Annotated in this window: 21 protein-coding genes and 1 pseudogene; 13 read left to right on the plus strand and 9 right to left on the minus strand. The window is 66.3% G+C overall.

What is annotated here, in order from left to right:
• Window positions 1-76 precede the first annotated feature (76 nt).
• On the minus strand, window positions 77-772 hold the full coding sequence (locus BOX17_RS05110; RefSeq protein ID WP_071942384.1) for an aspartate/glutamate racemase family protein: 696 nt from the start codon (window positions 770-772) through the stop codon (window positions 77-79).
• Window positions 773-1295: 523 nt separating this feature from the next.
• On the opposite strand from BOX17_RS05110, the gene BOX17_RS17045 reads away from it, so the two are divergent.
• The 3 genes from BOX17_RS17045 (at window position 1296) to BOX17_RS05125 (ending at window position 4211) form a co-directional block, all read left to right on the plus strand.
• Window positions 1296-1757, plus strand: a complete 462-nt coding sequence (locus BOX17_RS17045) for a general glycosylation pathway protein (protein ID WP_208858096.1) — start codon at window positions 1296-1298, stop codon at window positions 1755-1757.
• 335 nt (window positions 1758-2092) lie between these two features.
• Window positions 2093-3439 carry a DUF2254 domain-containing protein gene (locus BOX17_RS05120; RefSeq protein WP_071942386.1) on the plus strand — a complete coding sequence of 449 codons (1347 nt, stop codon included), beginning with the start codon at window positions 2093-2095 and terminating at the stop codon, window positions 3437-3439.
• Window positions 3440-3521: 82 nt separating this feature from the next.
• Window positions 3522-4211, plus strand: a complete 690-nt coding sequence (locus BOX17_RS05125) for a VIT1/CCC1 transporter family protein (protein WP_071942388.1) — start codon at window positions 3522-3524, stop codon at window positions 4209-4211.
• A 30-nt stretch (window positions 4212-4241) separates the two neighbouring features.
• Here BOX17_RS05125 and nfsA read toward each other — a convergent pair whose 3' ends face one another.
• Entirely contained in the window at window positions 4242-4973 is a 732-nt protein-coding gene (gene nfsA / locus BOX17_RS05130) for an oxygen-insensitive NADPH nitroreductase (RefSeq protein WP_071942390.1), read from the minus strand.
• 206 nt (window positions 4974-5179) lie between these two features.
• Here nfsA and BOX17_RS05135 point away from each other — a divergent pair, with 206 nt between their 5' ends.
• From BOX17_RS05135 to BOX17_RS05160, 6 genes and pseudogenes are all read left to right on the plus strand, one after another.
• The gene (locus BOX17_RS05135) at window positions 5180-5800 is read left to right on the plus strand and encodes a LemA family protein (protein ID WP_071946660.1); all 621 of its coding nucleotides are present in this window, start codon (window positions 5180-5182) and stop codon (window positions 5798-5800) included.
• On the plus strand, window positions 5797-6558 hold the full coding sequence (locus tag BOX17_RS05140; RefSeq protein WP_071942392.1) for a TPM domain-containing protein: 762 nt from the start codon (window positions 5797-5799) through the stop codon (window positions 6556-6558). Before BOX17_RS05135 ends, BOX17_RS05140 begins: the two co-directional genes overlap by 4 nt.
• 62 nt (window positions 6559-6620) lie before the next feature.
• On the plus strand, window positions 6621-7238 hold the full coding sequence (locus BOX17_RS05145; RefSeq protein WP_071942394.1) for a TPM domain-containing protein: 618 nt from the start codon (window positions 6621-6623) through the stop codon (window positions 7236-7238).
• A 121-nt stretch (window positions 7239-7359) separates the two neighbouring features.
• Window positions 7360-8118 (plus strand): DUF1499 domain-containing protein, encoded by a 759-nt coding sequence (locus BOX17_RS05150; protein WP_083582077.1) that lies wholly within the window; start codon window positions 7360-7362, stop codon window positions 8116-8118.
• A 135-nt stretch (window positions 8119-8253) separates the two neighbouring features.
• A pseudogene (locus tag BOX17_RS05155) lies at window positions 8254-8598 on the plus strand (EAL domain-containing protein); the annotation flags it as partial.
• A 133-nt stretch (window positions 8599-8731) separates the two neighbouring features.
• The gene (locus BOX17_RS05160; protein ID WP_071942398.1) at window positions 8732-9616 is read left to right on the plus strand and encodes a sensor domain-containing diguanylate cyclase; all 885 of its coding nucleotides are present in this window, start codon (window positions 8732-8734) and stop codon (window positions 9614-9616) included.
• Window positions 9617-9678: 62 nt separating this feature from the next.
• Here BOX17_RS05160 and BOX17_RS05165 read toward each other — a convergent pair whose 3' ends face one another.
• Entirely contained in the window at window positions 9679-10311 is a 633-nt protein-coding gene (locus tag BOX17_RS05165; RefSeq protein ID WP_071942400.1) for an SDR family oxidoreductase, read from the minus strand.
• 151 nt (window positions 10312-10462) lie between these two features.
• Between BOX17_RS05165 and BOX17_RS05170 the strand changes: the two genes are divergently transcribed.
• Together BOX17_RS05170 and BOX17_RS05175 are read left to right on the plus strand one after the other, a co-directional pair.
• On the plus strand, window positions 10463-10660 hold the full coding sequence (locus BOX17_RS05170; protein WP_071942402.1) for a DUF1289 domain-containing protein: 198 nt from the start codon (window positions 10463-10465) through the stop codon (window positions 10658-10660).
• A gap of 90 nt (window positions 10661-10750) precedes the next feature.
• The gene (locus BOX17_RS05175) at window positions 10751-11944 is read left to right on the plus strand and encodes an MFS transporter (RefSeq protein ID WP_071942404.1); all 1194 of its coding nucleotides are present in this window, start codon (window positions 10751-10753) and stop codon (window positions 11942-11944) included.
• A gap of 16 nt (window positions 11945-11960) precedes the next feature.
• On the opposite strand, the gene BOX17_RS05180 is transcribed toward BOX17_RS05175, so the two are convergent.
• Window positions 11961-12506: a metallophosphoesterase family protein gene (locus BOX17_RS05180; protein WP_244272234.1), complete on the minus strand. Its 546-nt coding sequence runs from the start codon at window positions 12504-12506 to the stop codon at window positions 11961-11963.
• 12 nt (window positions 12507-12518) lie between these two features.
• Between BOX17_RS05180 and BOX17_RS05185 the strand changes: the two genes are divergently transcribed.
• Window positions 12519-12734: a DUF3820 family protein gene (locus BOX17_RS05185; RefSeq protein ID WP_071942409.1), complete on the plus strand. Its 216-nt coding sequence runs from the start codon at window positions 12519-12521 to the stop codon at window positions 12732-12734.
• 15 nt (window positions 12735-12749) lie between these two features.
• On the opposite strand, the gene BOX17_RS05190 is transcribed toward BOX17_RS05185, so the two are convergent.
• Complete coding sequence (locus tag BOX17_RS05190) at window positions 12750-13334, minus strand: GNAT family N-acetyltransferase (protein WP_071942411.1); 585 nt, start codon at window positions 13332-13334, stop codon at window positions 12750-12752.
• 229 nt (window positions 13335-13563) lie between these two features.
• On the opposite strand from BOX17_RS05190, the gene BOX17_RS05195 reads away from it, so the two are divergent.
• The gene (locus BOX17_RS05195; protein WP_071942413.1) at window positions 13564-14292 is read left to right on the plus strand and encodes a hypothetical protein; all 729 of its coding nucleotides are present in this window, start codon (window positions 13564-13566) and stop codon (window positions 14290-14292) included.
• 96 nt (window positions 14293-14388) lie between these two features.
• On the opposite strand, the gene BOX17_RS05200 is transcribed toward BOX17_RS05195, so the two are convergent.
• From BOX17_RS05200 to BOX17_RS05215, 4 genes are all read right to left on the minus strand, one after another.
• Window positions 14389-14841 (minus strand): hypothetical protein, encoded by a 453-nt coding sequence (locus tag BOX17_RS05200; protein ID WP_071942416.1) that lies wholly within the window; start codon window positions 14839-14841, stop codon window positions 14389-14391.
• 104 nt (window positions 14842-14945) lie between these two features.
• Complete coding sequence (locus BOX17_RS05205) at window positions 14946-16178, minus strand: DUF3422 domain-containing protein (protein WP_071942418.1); 1233 nt, start codon at window positions 16176-16178, stop codon at window positions 14946-14948.
• 94 nt (window positions 16179-16272) lie between these two features.
• Window positions 16273-17241 (minus strand): magnesium transporter CorA family protein, encoded by a 969-nt coding sequence (locus BOX17_RS05210; RefSeq protein ID WP_071946662.1) that lies wholly within the window; start codon window positions 17239-17241, stop codon window positions 16273-16275.
• 92 nt (window positions 17242-17333) lie between these two features.
• Complete coding sequence (locus tag BOX17_RS05215; RefSeq protein WP_071942420.1) at window positions 17334-18047, minus strand: DUF3581 domain-containing protein; 714 nt, start codon at window positions 18045-18047, stop codon at window positions 17334-17336.
• Between the last annotated feature and the right edge of the window lie 280 nt (window positions 18048-18327).

Consider the following 18327-nt stretch of genomic DNA (forward strand, 5'->3'; position numbering starts at 1 on the left):
GACTTGTCGATAATCGGGAGGAAATGGGAGGTGAACGCCACGGAACAACATCGCCAGGATGGGCGGCTCCGCTGGGTCAGCCCTGCCCCAGCGCCCGTCGCACCGCCTGCTCGGCATGGATGGCCGTGGTGTCGTAGAGCGGTACCTCGGTATCCTCCGCCTGGATCAGCAGGCCGATCTCGGTGCAGCCGAGGATCACGCCCTGGGCGCCTCGCCGGGCCAGGTCGTCCACCACTCCCAGATAGGCGGCTTTCGAGTCGGCCGTCGTCACACCCTGGCAGAGCTCCCGGTAGATGACGTCGTGGATCACCTCCCGCTGCGCGTCACCGGGCACCAGTACCTCGATGCCGCGCGCCTCGAGCCGTTGGCGATAGAACGCCTGCTCCATGGTGAACCGGGTGCCCAGCAGCCCCACCCGGGTCACGCCATCCTCGATCAGCACGCTGGCCGTGGCATCGGCGAGATGCAGCAGGGGCAGCGCGACCGCCTGCTCGATCTGTGGGGCCACGATATGCATGGTGTTGGTGCAGAGTATGAGGAAGTCCGCCCCCGCGGCCTCGAGCGCCCGGGCCGCCGAGACGAGGATTTCGGCGGTGGCCGCCCAGTCGCCACGGTGCTGCAGGGCCTCGATCTCCGCGAAGTCGACGCTGTAGAGCACCAGCCTGGCCGAGTGCAGGCCGCCCAGCCGCTCTCTCACCTGCTGATTGATGAGGCAATAGTAGGCCTGGGTCGATTCCCAGCTCATGCCGCCGATGAGCCCGATGGTCTGCATGCTGTCCTCCCCTGCCGTGAACGTTCGATCACCCTGGCCTTACTCTCTTCGCCTCATTCTGATGGCCCGGCCAGTACCTGAGCGAGTTCCTGCCGATAGCCCGCCTCGTGGCGGGCCGGGTCGGCGGGAAAGCGGCAGCGTGCCTGGCGCCCATTGCAACTTCACGTGACCTCGCGGCCCATCTATGTGCTTTACTCGGCTGGTGGCCTTTTCGATCCATCAGCTTGATTGGTCTGCGGTGCGGGCCCATGCCTTCATGCGTTGATATCTTGATACATGAATATACAGACAGCCTTATTGGCTCTCGCAACACGCAGACGCACGCGAATCCTGCACAGGTTTCCGAGCTATACTTAGGTCATGTTGATATCAATGCGTCAGCCATGAGGTCGCGCAAGAGAACATTGTTGAGCGTGCCGGCGCATTCAAGCCCTTGAATTAAAATAATAAACGCGCACGCAGCCTAACGACTGTTCGTCGACAATGAAGAAAATACATAAAATACTGTAAATCAGGAGAAACAGTGAACAAGCTGAAATATCTAACGGAAAAAATCAGTCGAGCTGTGTATCTATGCATCAGCTTGTCTCTTGGAATCATCAGTCTTGCGATGATCATTTATGCCATTTTTGACATTCTGACCTCATTCCACGATAGAGCTTTACTTGCAACCGCTCTTCTCGATGCGATCGGCTTGATAGTGATTGGAATGGCGGTTTTTGATGTATCCAAATTTTTATTGGAAGAAGAAGTTTTGGATGTCCATGCCAACAAGACAAATGTTACGCGGAGAGCAACATTAGTAAAGTTTCTTACAATCATTATTATTGCCATTTTTCTTGAATCATTGGTCAACCTTTTCGCAGCGGCAAAAAAAGATATCAGCTTGTTGATTTATCCCACCTTATTGATATTTGTCGGCGTTCTATTTGTGATTGGCTTAGGTGTGTATCAAAAGCTGACTCAAGAGGAGGATAACCAATAGGTGCTGAGATTTGTTTGAATATATATGAGAAAACCAGGTGTTAAACAGCACGGCTCGCGTGTTTTGCATGCAACGATTCAGGAACCACCCTTCGCCGCAAAGGCAGTTCATTTGCTGAGCAGTGAAAATAGTCTCGATGAGTGCACCTTCACTCCAGGCCATCAGCTTTTGGTACGATGGGCAACATCCTGATCTGACGATTAGAATGACTTACTGAGCGACCTGCCCATGAATAACGAGGCGTTGTTTCAATCCAGCATGACCATTCGGAGTTTGCTGTTCCTGACTCAGACGTCAGGTCCCAGAGGATCTGCGAGTGATGAGGTGCCGTGGTTATGAGAGCGAAGATATTCAAGTCCTGGGATCGCGTTCGTGCCAGCTTCTGGTTCCTGCCTGTCGTCATGGCGGGGGGCGCGGTGGCGTTGGCCTTCGTGACCGTGGCCCTTGATGCGTCGTTGACGGACTGGTTCCAGCGTAGCTGGGGCTGGACGTTCACAGGTGGGGCGGCAGGGGCGGGTGCCGTGCTGGGAACCGTCGCCGGGTCAATGATCACCATCGCCGGGGTAGTTTTCTCGATGACATTGGTGGCTCTTTCGCTCGCCTCGTCCCAACTGGGACCCCGGTTGCTGCACAGTTTCATGCGCGATACCACGACCCAGGTGGTCCTCGGCACCTTCGTTGCTACCTTCCTCTACTGCCTGCTCGTTCTCCGCACGCTCCGACATGCCGAGGAGGTCTTGTTCGTCCCTCATCTGTCGGTCTCGCTCGGCGTGGTGTTTGCGGTAGCGAGCGTGGGGGTGCTGATCTACTTCATCCATCACGTGTCAGTCTCCATCCAGGCCAATGAAGTCGCTGCGCGAATGGGTGGGGAATTGATCAAGGGGATCGACCGCCTGTTCCCGGAACAGATCGGGCGGGGCGCTCCACGGATTCCGGCCGAGCCGCCCGATGCCGGCTTCCTCAGCGCCTTCGACCTGGAGGCTCACCCGATTGATGCGGTGGGGGACGGCTACCTTCAGTTCATCGACGCTGACGTCCTGTTGGCGTCGGCCATGGAAGAGGATGTGGTGTTGCGGCTGGAACGAGGGCCCGGACACTATGTCGTGGCCGACCGACCGCTGGTCCTGGTCTGGCCCGGCAACCGGGTGACCGACCAGCTCACGGCGCAGATCCATGCCGCCTTTACACTGGGCAACCAGCGGAGTCCCCGGCAGGACATCGAGTGCTCGGTCAACCAACTGGTGGAGATTGCCGTACGGGCTCTCTCCCCCGGGGTGAATGATCCCTTCACGGCGATGGCGTGTGTCGACCACTTGGGGTCTGCATTGTCTCGTTTGGCGCAACGTGACATGCCGTCGCCTTATCGCCATGACGCCCAGGATCAGCTTCGGCTGATTACGCCTGCTGTCACCTTCGCGATGATCACGGACGCGGCGTTCAACCAGATCCGGCAATATGGCCGCACCAGTGCCGCCGTGACCATCCGCCTGCTGGAGACGATTGCCGTGGTTGCGGAATCTGCACATCGCGCCGAGGACCGAGCCGCGCTCCAGCGCCACGCCGAGATGATTAGCCGAGGGGCTGGCAAGGGGTTGCCGGAAATCGAGGACCGCCGGGAGGTAGGCGAGCGCTACCAGGCAGCGATCCAGTTGCTCAGGGAGCCAGAAGGACCCAGCGAGTGACATTGCAATCGTCGCTCCCCCCGACCTTCTTCGACGGCGAGTGCGCTTGATCGTCAGTGATTCCGCACTAAAGGAATGACGCATGCTGCATACCGAAAGACATAGAACACAACGAACCGGATGGCTTCGCGCGGCTGTTCTCGGCGCGAATGACGGCATCGTCTCCACGGCGAGTCTTGTCCTCGGCGTAGCGGCTTCAGGCGCAACGACCCAGACCATTCTGGTAGCAGGCGTGGCCGGCCTTGTCGCTGGTGCCATGTCGATGGCTGCCGGCGAGTATGTCTCGGTCAGCTCGCAAGCCGATACCGAGCGCGCGGATCTCGCGCGGGAGGGAAGAGAGTTAGCCGAAAGTCCGGTCCAGGAGCACGCAGAACTGAAAGCCATCTACGTTGGACGTGGTCTCGATGAGGAACTGGCCAGCAGCGTCGCGACGCAATTGATGGAGCACGACTCGCTTGGCGCACATGCCCGAGACGAGCTTGGTATATCGGACACCTTGGCCGCAAAGCCCGTGCAAGCCGCATTCGCGTCGGCGGGGACTTTTGCGGTGGGTGCCGCACTGCCGCTACTGATGGTCGCTTTGCTTCCTGCGTCAGTGCTCATGTGGGGCCTGGCTGGCAGCTCGCTTGTGTTTCTGGCGCTGCTGGGACTGCTGGCGGCACGAGTCGGGGGTTCCCCGGTGGTTTCCTCCATCGTGCGCGTCAGCTTTTGGGGCGCCCTGGCGATGGCACTGACCGCCGGGGTCGGGGCTCTCTTTGGGGTGGCGACATGATCAGGCTATCGGCGAAGTGGTGCTGCGGCGTCACTTCATCTCGAAGCCGCGCTTGACCAGGAACTCGCGCATGTGGGGGCGCAGCTTGGTGTCGAACAGCGGAGTGAGGTTGCGCGACCAGTCGCTCTGCTTGTTGCCGCCCTTCCGCCCCTGGTAGTAGGCATGCATGGTCTCGTCGTAGGCCGCCACCTGCTCGCGGTCGTCGCTGTAGGTGTCCTCCTTGAGGATCGCCGCCACCGGCAGGCGCGGCTTCACGTCCGGCTCCTGGGCCGGGTAGCCGAGGCACATGCCGAACACCGGGAACACGTGGTCCGGCAGGCCCAGCAGGTCGCTGACCTGCTGGGGATCGTTGCGTATTCCGCCGATGTAGCAGATGCCCAGCCCTTCGGATTCGGCGGCGATGGCCACGTTCTGGGCCATCAGGGCGGTGTCCACGCTGGCCACCAGCAACTGCTCGGTCATGCCGCGCACCACCCGGGCGCCGGTGCGCTCGGCGGCTTCGGTAGGGCGCTTCATGTCGGCGCAGAACACCAGGAAGTCCGCACAGCGGGCGATGTAGCCCTGGCCGCCGGCCAGCTCGGCGATCGCTTCGCGGTGGGCGGGGTTCGTCACGTGGATGACGCTGTAGGCCTGCACGTGGCTGGAGGTGGCCGCGGCCTGCCCGGCGCGGATCAGCTCCTCCAGCAGTTCGCGAGGGACCGGCCGGTCGGTGAACTTGCGGATGGAGCGGTGGGACTTGAGCAGCTCGATGGTGGGATTCATGGGACCTCGTGAAAGGGTGTCGGTCGACGCGCTCAAGGCGCGCCAAGAACATCGGGTAACCGCACATTGTCCATCACTCGGCGACGACTTGCATCGCTCGACGCCCGTCGTGTTCGCGGCATGCCGGCAGGGCCCAGCTTCCTTCGCATCCCCCCGAGCTGTACCGTGGACACCATCGAACCGCAATGACAGGAATGACCGACCCCATGCTGACGAGACACTCCACGCTTCCCGACCCTCGCGTCTGGCGGTTCGCCCTTGTGCTGATGATGGCGATGCTGCTGACGGGTTGCGGCGTCAACAACATCCCCACCTACGACGAGCAGGTGAAGTCGGCCTGGGCGCAGGTGGAGAACCAGTACCAGCGGCGCGCGGACCTGGTGCCCAACCTGGTGGAGACGGTCAAGGGGTTCGCCCGGCAGGAGCAGGAGACCCTGACCGCCGTGGTGGAGGCGCGGGCCAAGGCCACGTCCATCCAGATCGATGCCGAGTCGCTGGACGACCCGCAGAAGATGCGCCAGTTCGAGCAGGCCCAGCAGCAACTCAGCGGGGCGCTGAGCCGCCTGATGGCGGTGTCCGAGCGCTATCCCGACCTGAAATCGAACCAGAACTTCCTGGCCCTGCAGTCGCAGCTGGAAGGCACCGAAAACCGCATCGCCGTGGCGCGGCGCGACTTCATCACTGCGGTCGAGCGCTACAACACCGAGCTGCGCACCTTCCCCGGTCGCCTGTGGCACACCGTGCTCTACAGCGACATGACGCTGCGCGAGACCTTCGACGCCACGACCGAGAACGCCGACCAGGCCCCCCAGGTGGAGTTTGAATGATCGATCTTCTGCGCATTCCGTTATTGGCGCTGCTGCTGTCGGGGACCCTGGGCCTTCAGGCCCAGGACCTTCAGGCACAGCAGCTCGACTTCCCCGAGCTGTCCGGTCGCGTGGTCGACCAGGCCGACCTGCTGGACCAGGCCACCGAATCACGCCTGAGCAAGCAGCTCGCGGCGCACGAGGAGGCCACCACCGAGCAACTGGTGGTGGCCACCCTGCCCGACCTGCAGGGCGTGACCATCGAGGAGTATGGCTATCAGCTGGGGCGCCACTGGGGCATCGGCCAGGAAGAGGAGGACAACGGCGCCCTGCTGATCGTCGCGCCGAATGAGCGCAAGGTGCGCATCGAGGTCGGCTATGGCCTCGAGGGTCGACTGACCGACGCCCAGTCCTCGGTGATCATCAACCGCATCCTGACGCCGGCCTTCCGCGAGGGCGACTACACCCGCGGCATCTCCGAGGGGGTGGAGGCGATGATCCGGGTGCTGGGCGGCGAGCCCCTGGACACCAGCGCCACCGCCAGCGCCCAGGCCGGCCAGCAGAAACCCGAGGGACCGGCCTCGATCTTCTTCCTCCTGATGTTCGTCATCGTGATGACCCTGGTACGCGGCGGTCGCGGCGGCCTGCTGGCCGGCATCCTGCTGGGCGGTGCGCTCGGCGGCGGGTCGCGCGGCGGCGGCGGTGGCTTCGGTGGAGGCGGTGGCTTCGGAGGCGGCGGCGGTGGCTTCGGCGGCGGCGGCGCGTCCGGCGGCTGGTAATCCCGCCTTCCGTCCGGCGGCGACACCCACATGACAATCAGGATTCGGAGATCACGATCCCCATGGCTTTATTGAGTGAAGACGAGCAGCGCCAGGTCGCCGAGGCGATTCATCGGGTCGAACGCGAGACCGATGCCGAGCTGGTCACCGTGCTGGCTCCGCAAGCGGACAACTATGCCTACATCCCGCTGCTCTGGGCCGGCCTGCTGGCCCTGGTGGTGCCCGGTGCGGTCAACTACTTCCCCGGCTGGCTGACGGCCTACGAGCTGACGCTGGTGCAGTGGTCGACCTTCATCGTGCTGGGCCTGGTGTTCCGCCGCCCCACCATCACCACCCGGCTGATCCCGCAATCGGTTCGCCATTGGCGGGCGGGCAACCTCGCCCGGCGGCAGTTCCTGGAACAGAACCTGCACCATACCGAGGGGGAAACGGGGATGCTGATCTTCGTCTCCGAGGCCGAGCGGTACGTGGAGATCCTGGTCGACCGGGGCATCTCGGCGCGCATCGGCGACGAGGCCTGGCAAACCATCGTGGCGGCGTTCACCCGGCGGGTGAAGGACGGCGAGACGCTGAAGGGCTTCCTGGAGTGCATCGAGGCCTGCGGCGAACATCTCAAGGAGCAGGTACCGGCCACCCACGAGCGCAACGAACTGCCCAATCACCTGATCGTGCTGGATTGACCCTATCTCGACCCTGCACCGGGCATGACGAGCGATGACCCGCGGCCGATGCCCACCGGAAGCACTGCCGCCGTACGACACGAGCTGACCGACGCGAGGCACCGGCATGACACGAGAGCGCATGACATCGGGACATCGAGGCGCGGGCCTGGCCTTCAAGGTGGCCGTGGCCGGGGGCATCCTGGCCCTCCTGGGCGCCCTCTCCCTGGCCGGGGCCGGGCCGGCCTATCGCCTGGGGGCGCTCTCCCTCGGAGATGCCTTCAGCCTGCTGCGCTACGGCGCCTTCGTCGCCCTGGGTGCCGCCGGGCTGGGCGGGGTGAGCCTGCTCATCGCCGCCCTCACCCGCCGTGGCCTGTCGGCCGTGCTCGGCGCGCTGGTGATCCTGGCCGGCCTGGCGCTGGTCGCGGTGCCTTGGCTGCAGCTGCAGCAGGCGCGCACGGTGCCGCCCATCCACGACATCACCACCGACCTGCAGGACCCGCCCGCCTTCGAGGCCCTGGTGGCGCCCCGGGAGGCCGCCCCCAACGCCGTGGCCTACCCCGGCGAGGCGACCGCCCGCCAGCAGCGCGAGGCCTACCCCGACATCCAGCCGCTGGTGCTGGCGGCCTCAATCGAGGCCGTGCGAACGGCCGCCGAGGCCGAGGCCCGGGAGGCCGGCTGGGAGATCGCCGCCCTGGAGGACCGGAGGCTCGAGGCCACCGATACCACCTTCTGGTTCGGCTTCAAGGACGACGTGGTGATCCGCCTGAGCGAGACGAACGACGGCGTGCGGGTGGACATGCGCTCCGCCTCGCGGCTCGGCACCAGCGACGTGGGCACCAATGCGGCGCGCATCCGGGCCTTCCTGGAGGCGCTGGAGCGACGCCTCGCGCCGTCGTAGCCGAGCGGCCGGAGCGGTTCGCTCCCTCGGGCTCTTACTACCATGACACTCATCTGAAATACTGATGACCGTCATTCTCTTGATGATTCACCGAGCCTCAAGGGCCATGTCCCGACACGCAGAAGGAGGTGCCCCATGGGGCATTGCGCACGCAGGAACGGAGCCTGCCACCGCTGTGAAGGGGAGCTGCCCTTCGACATCACCATGGCCTTCCAGCCGATCGTCGACCTGCGGCAGCGTCGCGTGCATGCCTACGAGGCCCTGGTGAGGGGCCCTGAGGGGGAACCGGCCGGCCAGGTGCAAGAGCAGGTGACCGAAGAGCTGCTTTACCGCTTCGACCAGGCGTGTCGCGTCAAGGCCATCGAGCAGGCCAGTGCGCTGGGCATGCAGGAACCCCTCTCGATCAATTTCCTGCCCAATGCCGTCTACGAACCCGAGGCGTGCATCCAGGCCACGCTGGAGGTGTCGCGGCGCGTGGGCTGTTCCAGGCCGGCATCGCGCTGCAACAGGGCTACTTCTTCGCCCGGCCAGCCCTGAATGCCCTGGCGACGAGCCTCGAGGCCCCCATGGCGGCCGTGCTCGATCCCCCCTCTCCTTCCACCGGAGCCGTCACATGACGCTGACCCTCGCCCCTTTCGACAATACGGAGAAGGTGATCCAGGCCGCCCCCATCGGGATCTGTGTCACCGATGCCGAGGGCCGCTTCGAGATGGTCAACCCCGCCTACTGCGAGTTCTACGGCTATCGCGAGGAGGAGCTGCTCGGTCAGCCCTTCACCATGGTGGTGCCCGAGGCCAACCGCCCCCTGCTGGACGAGCTGCACGCGCGCTTCATCGAGGGGGACAGCGACATGGAGGCGACCCAGGAGTGGGAGGTTCAGGGAAGGGATGGTGAGCCCAGGAACATCCTGGCCAAGGCCGCCCGCATCCTGGATGGCCAGGGCCACGCCAAGAAGGTCACCTTCGTGCTGGACATCACCGAGCGCAAGCGCCTGGAGGAGCGCCTGGAGTTCCTCGCCCACCATGACGAGCTGACCGGCCTGCTCAATCGTCGCGCCGGCCTGGGCCTGCTGGAGCAGGAGATCCTGCGCAGCCGCCGCTACGACACACCGCTCTGCGTGGCGACCTGCGATCTGGATCACTTCAAGCGGGTCAACGACCGCCATGGCCATGCGGTGGGCGACAGCGTGCTGCGCGACGTGGCCCACCTGATGAAGGACGCGATGCGCCAGCACGACCGCGTCATCCGCCTGGGCGGTGAGGAGTTCCTGATCCTGCTGCCCGGGGTGGTGCGGGAGGGCGCGTGTCGGGCCGTGGAGCGGCTTCGCCAGCGTCTCGAGACGACGCCGGTGGCCGACGAGGGGCTATCGCTGACGCTCTCGGCCGGCGTGGCCGAACTTCAGGGCGACGAGGCGGCCGACGCCCTCATGGAGCGGGCCGATCGCGCCCTCTACCGCGCCAAGGACCAGGGGCGTAACAGGGTGCAAGACACCGCCTGATCCTGGACCCAGTCCGATACCGGCCGCCGCGACAAGCCGCCTCGCCATGGCGCGGTGCCGGCTCAGCGCAGCGCCTCGCCGATCTCCCGCTCGCCGTCGAGCAGCACGAACTCGCGGTCGACCAGCTCCCGGGCCTTGAGAAGGTGCAGCAGGGCATGGGCGACGTTGGCGCGCGACACCTGGTTATCCCCGCCGGTCTCCTCCAGCGAGGTGGCGACCCGCTCGGAGGCGTCCTCGTCGGTGAGCCGGCCCGGCTTGAGGATCACGTGGGGCACGCCGGAGCTTCGCAGGTGGCCGTCGGCGGCGAACTTGGCCGCCATGTAGGGGCGCAGCTTCTCGGGGGCCTCCATGGGATTCTCGGCCCGCATGGCACTGACCATCAGGAAGCGCTCGATGCCCTGCTCACGGGCGATGTCCACGGCGCGGATGGCCGCGTAGAGGTCGATCAGCAGGGTCTTGTCGGGGCCGGTATGCGGCCCCGAGCCGGCGGTGAAGATCACCTGGTCGCAGCCCTCGAAGGCGTGACGGAAGTCACCCTCCAGGTCGGCGATGACGGTCTCGATCTCGCGATCGGCGAACCAGGGCTGCTGGGCCGCATCGCGGATCATCGCCTTGATGGGCTCGCCGGCGGCCTTCGCCAGCTCGCAGAACTGCCGGCCGATCTGGCCGTTGGCACCGATCACCAGGGTCGTCATGGGCTCTCCTCGGGTCGCGTGGGAAGGTTCTACCTACTGCATGCGGGCGAGACCGGCGGGAATCAAGGCGGGCCCGCGATGGCGCCCGGCCGGACCGTGGAGATATGGTAGCCTGTGCGCCGCACATCGACTCGACCAGCAAGAGGCCGGCATGTCCGCGACCACCCCCATGACGACCCCGCGCCCCGCCTCGCCCTGCATCCGGCTCTGTCGGGTCGACGACGCCACCGACCGCTGCGAGGGCTGCGGACGCTACCTCGACGAGATCGCCCGCTGGGGCAGCATGGACGAGGTGGAGCGGGAGGTCGTGTGGCAACGCCTGGAACGGGCCGGCCCCCTCGGCCGGTGAGCCTCTTCCCGGGAAGGATCCCGCCCGAGGCACAGCGGGTCAGGCGCTGCCGGACCACGCTCGCCAGATGACACCGCCACGGAGACGGCCATGACCCTCATCAGCACGGATCACCGCCATCGGGTGACCCATACCTACTTCCTCGCCTTCGTGGCGATTGGCATGAGCGGCGGCCTGCTGGGGCCGGCGCTGCCCCACCTGGCCGAGATGACCGGCTCGAGCATGAGCCAGATCGCCCTGCTGTTCACGGCCCGTGCGCTCGGCAACATGCTCGGCGCGGTCTCCTCCGGCCTGCTGGTGGACCGCCTGCCCGGTCACCGGGTGCTGATCGCCATGCTGGTGCCGCTGGCGGCGGGACTGGCCGCGGTGCCCCTGAGCCAGGCCCTGATGCCGCTGGTGGCGCTGGTGTTCCTGCTCGGCTTCTGCGAGATGTCGGTCAATGCCGGCGCCAACACCCTGCTGCTGTGGACCCACGGCACCCGCTCGGCGCCCTGGATCAGCGCCCTGCACTTCTGCTTCGGGCTCGGCAACATGCTGGTGCCGATGGTGCTGGTGGCCGCGCTGTCGCTGACCGGCCTGTTCCACGGGGCCTTCTGGCTGGTGGCCGCCCTGGCGCTCGCACTCTGTGTGCCGCTGGCAAGGCTCAGTAGCCCGCGACAGGACACCGTGAACCGCGCGGAGCGCGAGCCGCCCCCGCCCGGGGATGCCTGGCGACTGGCGCTGTTCCTGTTGCTCTTCTCGCTCTACGTGGGCACCGAGATCACCTTCGCCGGCTGGATCACCGCCTATGCCTCGCTGAGCGGCGAGTCGCCGGGCGATGCCGCCCTGCTGGTGACCCTGTTCTGGATGACCCTCTCGGCCGGGCGCCTGGCGGCGATCCCGCTGCTGCGACGCTTCACCCCCTGGCGGATGCTGCGCCTCTGCCTGGGCCTGGGGGTCCTCTCGGGGGTGTCGCTGCAGTTCGGCTGGCTGCCGCTGCCGTTGATCGCGCTGCTGTTCGGCCTGGCCTGCTCGGCGATCTTCCCCACCCTGTTCGGGCTGAGCAACCAGCTGATGGTGATGAGCGGCCGCACCACCGGCCTGATCTTCCTGGCCGCCAGCAGTGGCGCCATGGCGGTGCCCTCTCTGGCCGGGCCGCTGCTGGAGGGGCTCGGGACGGGCAGTTTCCCGCTGCTGCTCTGCGCGCTGATGGGCCTGATGGCGCTGGGCATGGTCACCCTGCGGGCCAGGGTGGCGCGCACCTCGGGCGCCGGCCACGGCGATCAGGCCTCGGCAACTCCCTAGGCGCGCCCTCGCAGGCTCACCCCGGCGTCGCTTGCCCGCGCCCAGGCCTCGCCACCGGGAGGGGCAGGTGCAGGATCGCCCCGCGCAGGCCGCGCTCGTCTGCCCACAGCTGACCCATGGTGATGGGCAACCGGAAGCGTCGCTTGCCGGCCGCGCCGGGATTGAACAGCAGCCGCTGGCCCTGCCACTGGTTCCTCGGCTTGTGGGAGTGGCCGTGGAGCACGGCGTCGCAGGAGACGTCGGGCGCGAGGTCGGCGATGTCGTGGACGAGGTGCAGCCGCCAGCCGTTGACCCGCAGGTCCTGCGTGTGGGGAAGCCGCTCGGCCCAGGCGGCGGTGTCGATGTTGCCGCGCACGGCGTGCACCGGCGCCAGCTCGGCGAGTCGCTCGAGGATCCCGGCGTCCTCGTCCCGGGCGCCGACGTCCCCGAGGTGCAGGATCAGGCCGCAGCCCTCGAGCATGGCGAGGGACTCGGGTCGCAGCAGCCCGTGGGTATCGGAGATCACGCCGATCGGCCCGGCAAGCGCCAGTTCCGGCATGGTAAGGTCGCGTCTGTCCGTCATGGAGCCAGCATAGTGAATCCCGAAGACCTTGAGAAACTGGTCACCCTGCGCATGCCGTTCGGCAAGCACGCGGGCTGCCTGATCGCCGACCTGCCCGGCCCCTACCTCAACTGGTTTGCCCGCGAGGGCTTTCCAAACGGCCAGATCGGCCGCCTGCTGCAGCTGATGCACGAGATCGACCACAACGGACTGAGCGAGCTGCTCGACCCGCTGCGCCGGGGAAGCTGACCGGCCAGCGAGGTGCTAGTCCCGATCCAGGTAGCGGGTCATCAGAACCCAGTCGCCGCCGTGCGGGCAGCCGGGCCAGGGGACCATCGGCAGGGTGGCCACCTCGCCGAAGCCCAGTCGACGGTAGAAGGTCCGGGCGCGGCGGTTCTCCGAGGCCACGATCAGGCTCATCAGGTCACAGCCGGCGGCGATCGTCGAGGCCTCGGCCTGGGCCATCAGCAGGCGGCCGACGCCCTTGCGGCGTGCCGTCGGCAGGGTGGCGATGCCATTGATGTACCAACTGCCCGGCACCCTGGCCTCGAGACGCAGCAGGGGCCTGACGCTCTCGGGGCAGTCATCCAAATCCTCCGGGGCGAAGGCCTCCGGCAGGCGGTAGGCGAGGATCATCCCGACCAGCCGTCCCCGGTCGATGCACACCCGGGCGTGGCGGTAGCTGAAGCCGCCCTCCTCCCTGGCGGCACGTTCCGCCCCGACCTCCAGGGGCGACTGGCCGCCCTCGGCCATCTGCCCCCAGAGGTATTCGGGCAAGCCTTCTCCCGCCAGGTTGATCAGGTAGGCCAGGTCCCGGGCATCGGCCCGGTTGGCATCGCGCAGTCGCATGGTCGCCTCCCGGAACCGTCGCGTCAGGCATCACAGGCTCGATGGGTCGCGATGCCACTGCCGGCATGACGCCGTCAGGCGCTCGGCTCCCTTTCAGCGTAGCCCCTCGGCCCGGCCCCTTCACCGCCACGAGCAAGGCTGCCTCGCATGATGCCGGTCATGGTGCGGCGGCCTGACCGGGTGCTAGCGTGAAGGGGCCGCCCGGAAGGGGCTCGTGGAGCAGGCCTGAATGAACAACGACGTGAAGCGGGAGATCATCGACCTTGCCACCCTGGACGAGGTGGCGCGTGAGCGACTCACCGAGGAGATGTTCGCGCTGAACACCCTTCTGTTCGACGGCGTCGACCATGAGCAGTTCGTTCGGGAGGTGATCGCCCTGCCCGCTCGCTGGACGCGGATCCAGCTGCTGCGCAACGCCGCGGGCGAGCTGATCGGCTACAACGCCGCGCACCTCTTCGACCGGGTCCTGGAGGGGCGGCCCTGCAGCATCTTTCGTGTCGAGGCCGGCATTCTTCGGGCCTACCGGGGCAGGCGCAGCACCTTCCTGTTCGGCATGCGCCAGGCCCTGGCCTACCGGCTGCGCCACCCGTTCCGGCGGCTCTATCTCTTCTGCACCCCGGTGCACCCCTCCAGCTACTGCCTGCTGGCCGGCCACTTCCACGAGGTCTACCCCGGCCCCGGCCGGCCGGTGCCGCCGGCGATGCAGACCCTGATGCAGGAGATGGCCGATGGCTTCGGGGAGATCCCCGCGGCCTCGGGGGATCCCGGGCTTCGTCAGGTCGGGTGGATCACCCGCGAAGGCGAGCAGGAGACCCTGCGCTGGCAGGCGAGCGAGGCGCCAGAGGTCCGCTTCTACCTGACGCGCAATCCCGACTACCGGCAAGGGGTCGGGCTGGTGACGCTGGTGCCCCTCTCCTGGCGCAACCTCCTGATGACGTCCTGGAAGGCATCGGGATGACCATCGAGCCCGCGCGGGACGTCGAGAGCATCATCGCGGGACGGCCGAGGGTCCGCGGGGCCGCCCAGCGGCACCGCGGACCAGAACAGCAAGACCTTATTCGAAGGTGGCGCAGACGTCCGACTGTGCACCGGGGTTGTGGCTTTCCACGTGGGTGACCGCTTCTCCGGACGCTTCCAGCGCCACGCTCCACTGGTGGTCGGTCCCCTTGGGATCGCAGCTACCCTCGCTGCCGCCGCCGAAGTTGGAATCGATCCAGTAGTGCACCTCGTAGCTGCCGCCTTCGTGGAGGGCGCCTGGGAAATCGAAGGAGAAGGCCGGGTCCGCGTCGGCGGAGACCGTGTCGGACATCGTCTCGAGGACCTCGCCGGAGGAGGCATCGACCAGGGCGGCCTGGACGGCCTGGCCGCCGTGGGGGCCGTTGAAACTGGCGTCGCCCTGGAAGGTCAGGTCCTGCCCTTCCATGGCCAGGGCCACGGGGGCGAGGAACAGCAGTGAGAGAAGCAGGCGCCGAGGCCGGATGCGGCCGGGAATGATGGGCGTTGTCATGAGGCACCTCCCGATGGGAATAGCGGTGAACATGCAGGCCCGGATGGGCCTGCCTACAGCATAGTGCTCCCCCTCGGCTCCTGCAGGGGCCGAATGGCCTCGCCTCAGTGATTCTTGACGCGCTGGATGCGCCAGGCCAGCAGGCCAATGATCCCGACCCCCAGGGGCCCAAGCACGACGGCGGCGACGGTCGGCTCGATCACCACCCCCAGGGCGGAGAGGCTCTGCAGCCCCAGCTTGAACAGGCTGAAGAGGTAGTAGCTGATGACGATGATCGAGAGCCCCTCGACCGCCTTCTGGATCTTCAGCTGGCTGCTGGTGCGCTCGTTGAGGCTCTGCAGGATCTCGGAGTTCTGCTCCTCGATCTCCACCTGGGCCCGGGTGCGCAGCAGGTCGTTGAGCCGTGCCACGCTCTCCGCCAGGCTTTCCTGGCGCCGGTTGATGGTGGCGCAGTAGTGCACCGTCGGTCGGAAGCGGCGCAGGATGAAGGTCCCGAGCCGTGGGCGATCGCCGAGCCGTCCCTCGCGCAGCTCCTCGATTCGGTTGAAGACGATCCGCGCGTAGGCCTCGGTGGCGCTGAAGCGCTGGCGCGAGCGGGCCCCGGTGCGCTCGAGCCTGGCGGACAGCGCCGAGATGGCCGAGAGCAGGGGGCGGGGGCTCTCCTCCTCCCCCTCGGTATTGCGGTCCGACAGTTCGCCGAGCTCGAGTTCGTTATCGCGCAGCTCCAGGCTCATCTCCTTGGCCACCGGCAGGGCCAGCGAGGCCATCATGCGATAGGTCTCGATCTCCAGCAGCCGGCGGGTCATGCGTCCCAGGCGGAAGGCGTTGAGCCCGCGGTTGACCAGCAGCAGGCGATTGACGCCGGCGGCGGTGAGCCGAAAGTCGCTCCAGACGGTGGCATCGCCATCGCCCACGCTGGAGCCGGCAGGGTCCCGGAAGCCATAGGCCTCGGCCTCGCCGTCCCAGCGCGCCTCCGACTCCACCAGCAGCAGGCTGGCACTGATCAGGGCCCTGTCGTGAACGGCGGCGATCTCCGCCAGCGGCGAGGGCGGTGCCGGCCAGGACTCCCCCTGGCCGGCCCTCGGCACCAGCAGGGTCAGGGTGAAGAACTCGGTGTGGCGCTCCCACTTCAGGGTCTGGTCGCCGAGATCGAGGATCTCCTGGGCCGCCTCGCGGTCGGGGGTACGTCCGGTCACCTCGGCGAGCCGGTCTAGGATGTCGGCGGCGATATCGCCGGTATCCAGGAAGGCGTAGTGGTGCAGGTGGGCCGGCTCCTCGAAGTAGATCGAGGGCCGGGCATGGAGCTCGTTGTGCAGACGCGCGCGTTGTGGGTGCATGTCGGGGCCTGGACAGGGAAGAACCCCCCGAGACTAGAGGCTGGTGATCACCAGGCCAAGCCCAGGCGTCAACGTGCCTCCACGCCGGTCGCCCTCACAGCCACCGCATGCGGCGGAAGACCCACAGCAGGGCGAGGCCGATGGCCAGCATCACACCGAGCAGCACGAAATAGCCGAAGCGATAGGCGAGCTCGGGCATGTTCGCGAAGTTCATGCCATAGATGCCGGCGAGGAAGGTCAGCGGCACGAAGATGGCGGTGATCACCGTGAGGACCCGCATGGTGATGTTGAGCTGGTGCGAGGAGAGGGAGATATAGCCGTCTACCAGGTCGCCGCAGATGTCGTAGTACATCTGGGTCAGGCTGTGCAGGCGCTCGAAGCGCTCGTGCACGTCGTTGATGGCGTGCAGGGTGTCGGCCTCCTCTCGGGGCAGGTGCGAATAGTCGTAGGCCATCAGCTCCTGGGTGATCGCCTGATGGTAGTTGAACACCCGGCGCATCTTAACCAGCCGCGACTTGTAGCTGATGATACGCTTCATCAGGCTGTCGTTGCCGGCCTCGATCAGGCCGTCCTCCAGATCGCTGAGCTGGGTCTCGAACTCCAGCAGGCTATCGAGATAGAAGCCCGCCGAGAGGTGCATGATCTTCAGGGCCACATGGCCGGGGGATTTCGCCAGGAGCCGGCTGCCGTCCTGCTCCCACATACGATCGATGCTCATGGCGAGGCTCGGGTGCAGGCTGATCAGGTAGCGCTCGCCGATGAAGAAGGCAACCTGCTGCGGGGCATAGTTGAGTTCCGCATCGAAGGACGAGATGCCCCGGTAGAGGATCAGGGTATGGGTCTCGAACTCCTCGATCTTGGGCGGGTGGCGCTCGCGCTGGGCATCGATGATGGCCAGTGGGTGACAGTCGAAGGCCTCGAGCAGCGCGCGCTGGTCGTCGGGGGACGCGCCCTGGAGGTCGATCCAGATGCGGCTGTCGGGGGTGTCGCGCCAGCGGTCGATCAGCGCCTCCCCGCCTCTCGTCACCCGGCCATCGGCTTCCAGCAGCTGCGTGCGCATCATGGTGTCGTCATCCTGTGGCGAGAGCGCCGCCCGGGCGGCGTGCAACGGGCATCCTGCCGGCTGTCATGCCTGGCGACAGGCGGCCGGGCGCGTCAGTCCTGGCGCTCGTAGGCGTCCTTGAGGCGGTAGAACTCGGCGACGACCTCGTCCATGGCGGCGGCGTCGTAATCGCACAGGCCGCTGACCACGAGCTTCTTGGAGCCGGTGCCGACCCGCTCGCCGCCGGCGGTGATCTGGAACTCCAGCAGGGCGTCGCCACGCTTGCCGGCCACCGTCAGTGATGAGTCGACGAGTTCGAGGCCCGGCAGCTGACCGTTCTGCCGGTCCAGCGAGAAGCCCATGCTGTCGTAGATCACCAGGGGGCGACGGGGATTGAACATGACCCCCTGCTCTTCCATCAGCGGCTTGAGATAGTGGGGGAAGTTCTTGCCCGAGAAGGCCACGTAGCAGCGGGTGAAGGCCTCCACGACCGCCTCGTCGCGGGTCGTCTCGCCACTGCGCGACACCTCCAGGTAGCACTTGCCCTGCTCGTCACAGACGCGGATGAGCCCGTCGTCGTGCTCGGCGAAGCAAAGTGGCACGCCGTCCCCGACCATGCTCAGGAAGCGGAAGCTCATGGTCTGCGAGAGCCCGTAGCGGGCCAGCACCAGCGCGAAGAGCAGGTCACCGGGCACGCAGAATCGTCGCGCATCGGTGTTGTGGATGGGGTTGTAGTCACCGGCGATGCGCTTGGCGAAGTGACTGGCCTGCTCGGCGGAGATCCGGACCCAGCCCTCCGTCCGCGTGTGGAAGTCATCAAGAAACATGTGTCGTGAACCTGCCCCGAGTCATTGGCAATCCTTGGTCTCCGGCAGTCACCGGAGGGGCAGATGATGCCACAAATTAACGGCTTGCGCGGCCCGTCTCGCGCGGAAAGACGGTCGGGCTTCCGGTCGCCTCATACCCCTACCAAAGACGGAGGGGGTAATAGAGAAGGGGCATACTGCGTCGCAACACCCTGTGATAACATTTGATCACTTTTTTCACCCTTCCCCCCACCTCCTCCTCAGGATGATCGCAGCCATGCTGACAACCTGTCGCTCCCCC

The organism is Halomonas aestuarii, from assembly GCF_001886615.1.
GTDB lineage: Bacteria > Pseudomonadota > Gammaproteobacteria > Pseudomonadales > Halomonadaceae > Halomonas > Halomonas aestuarii.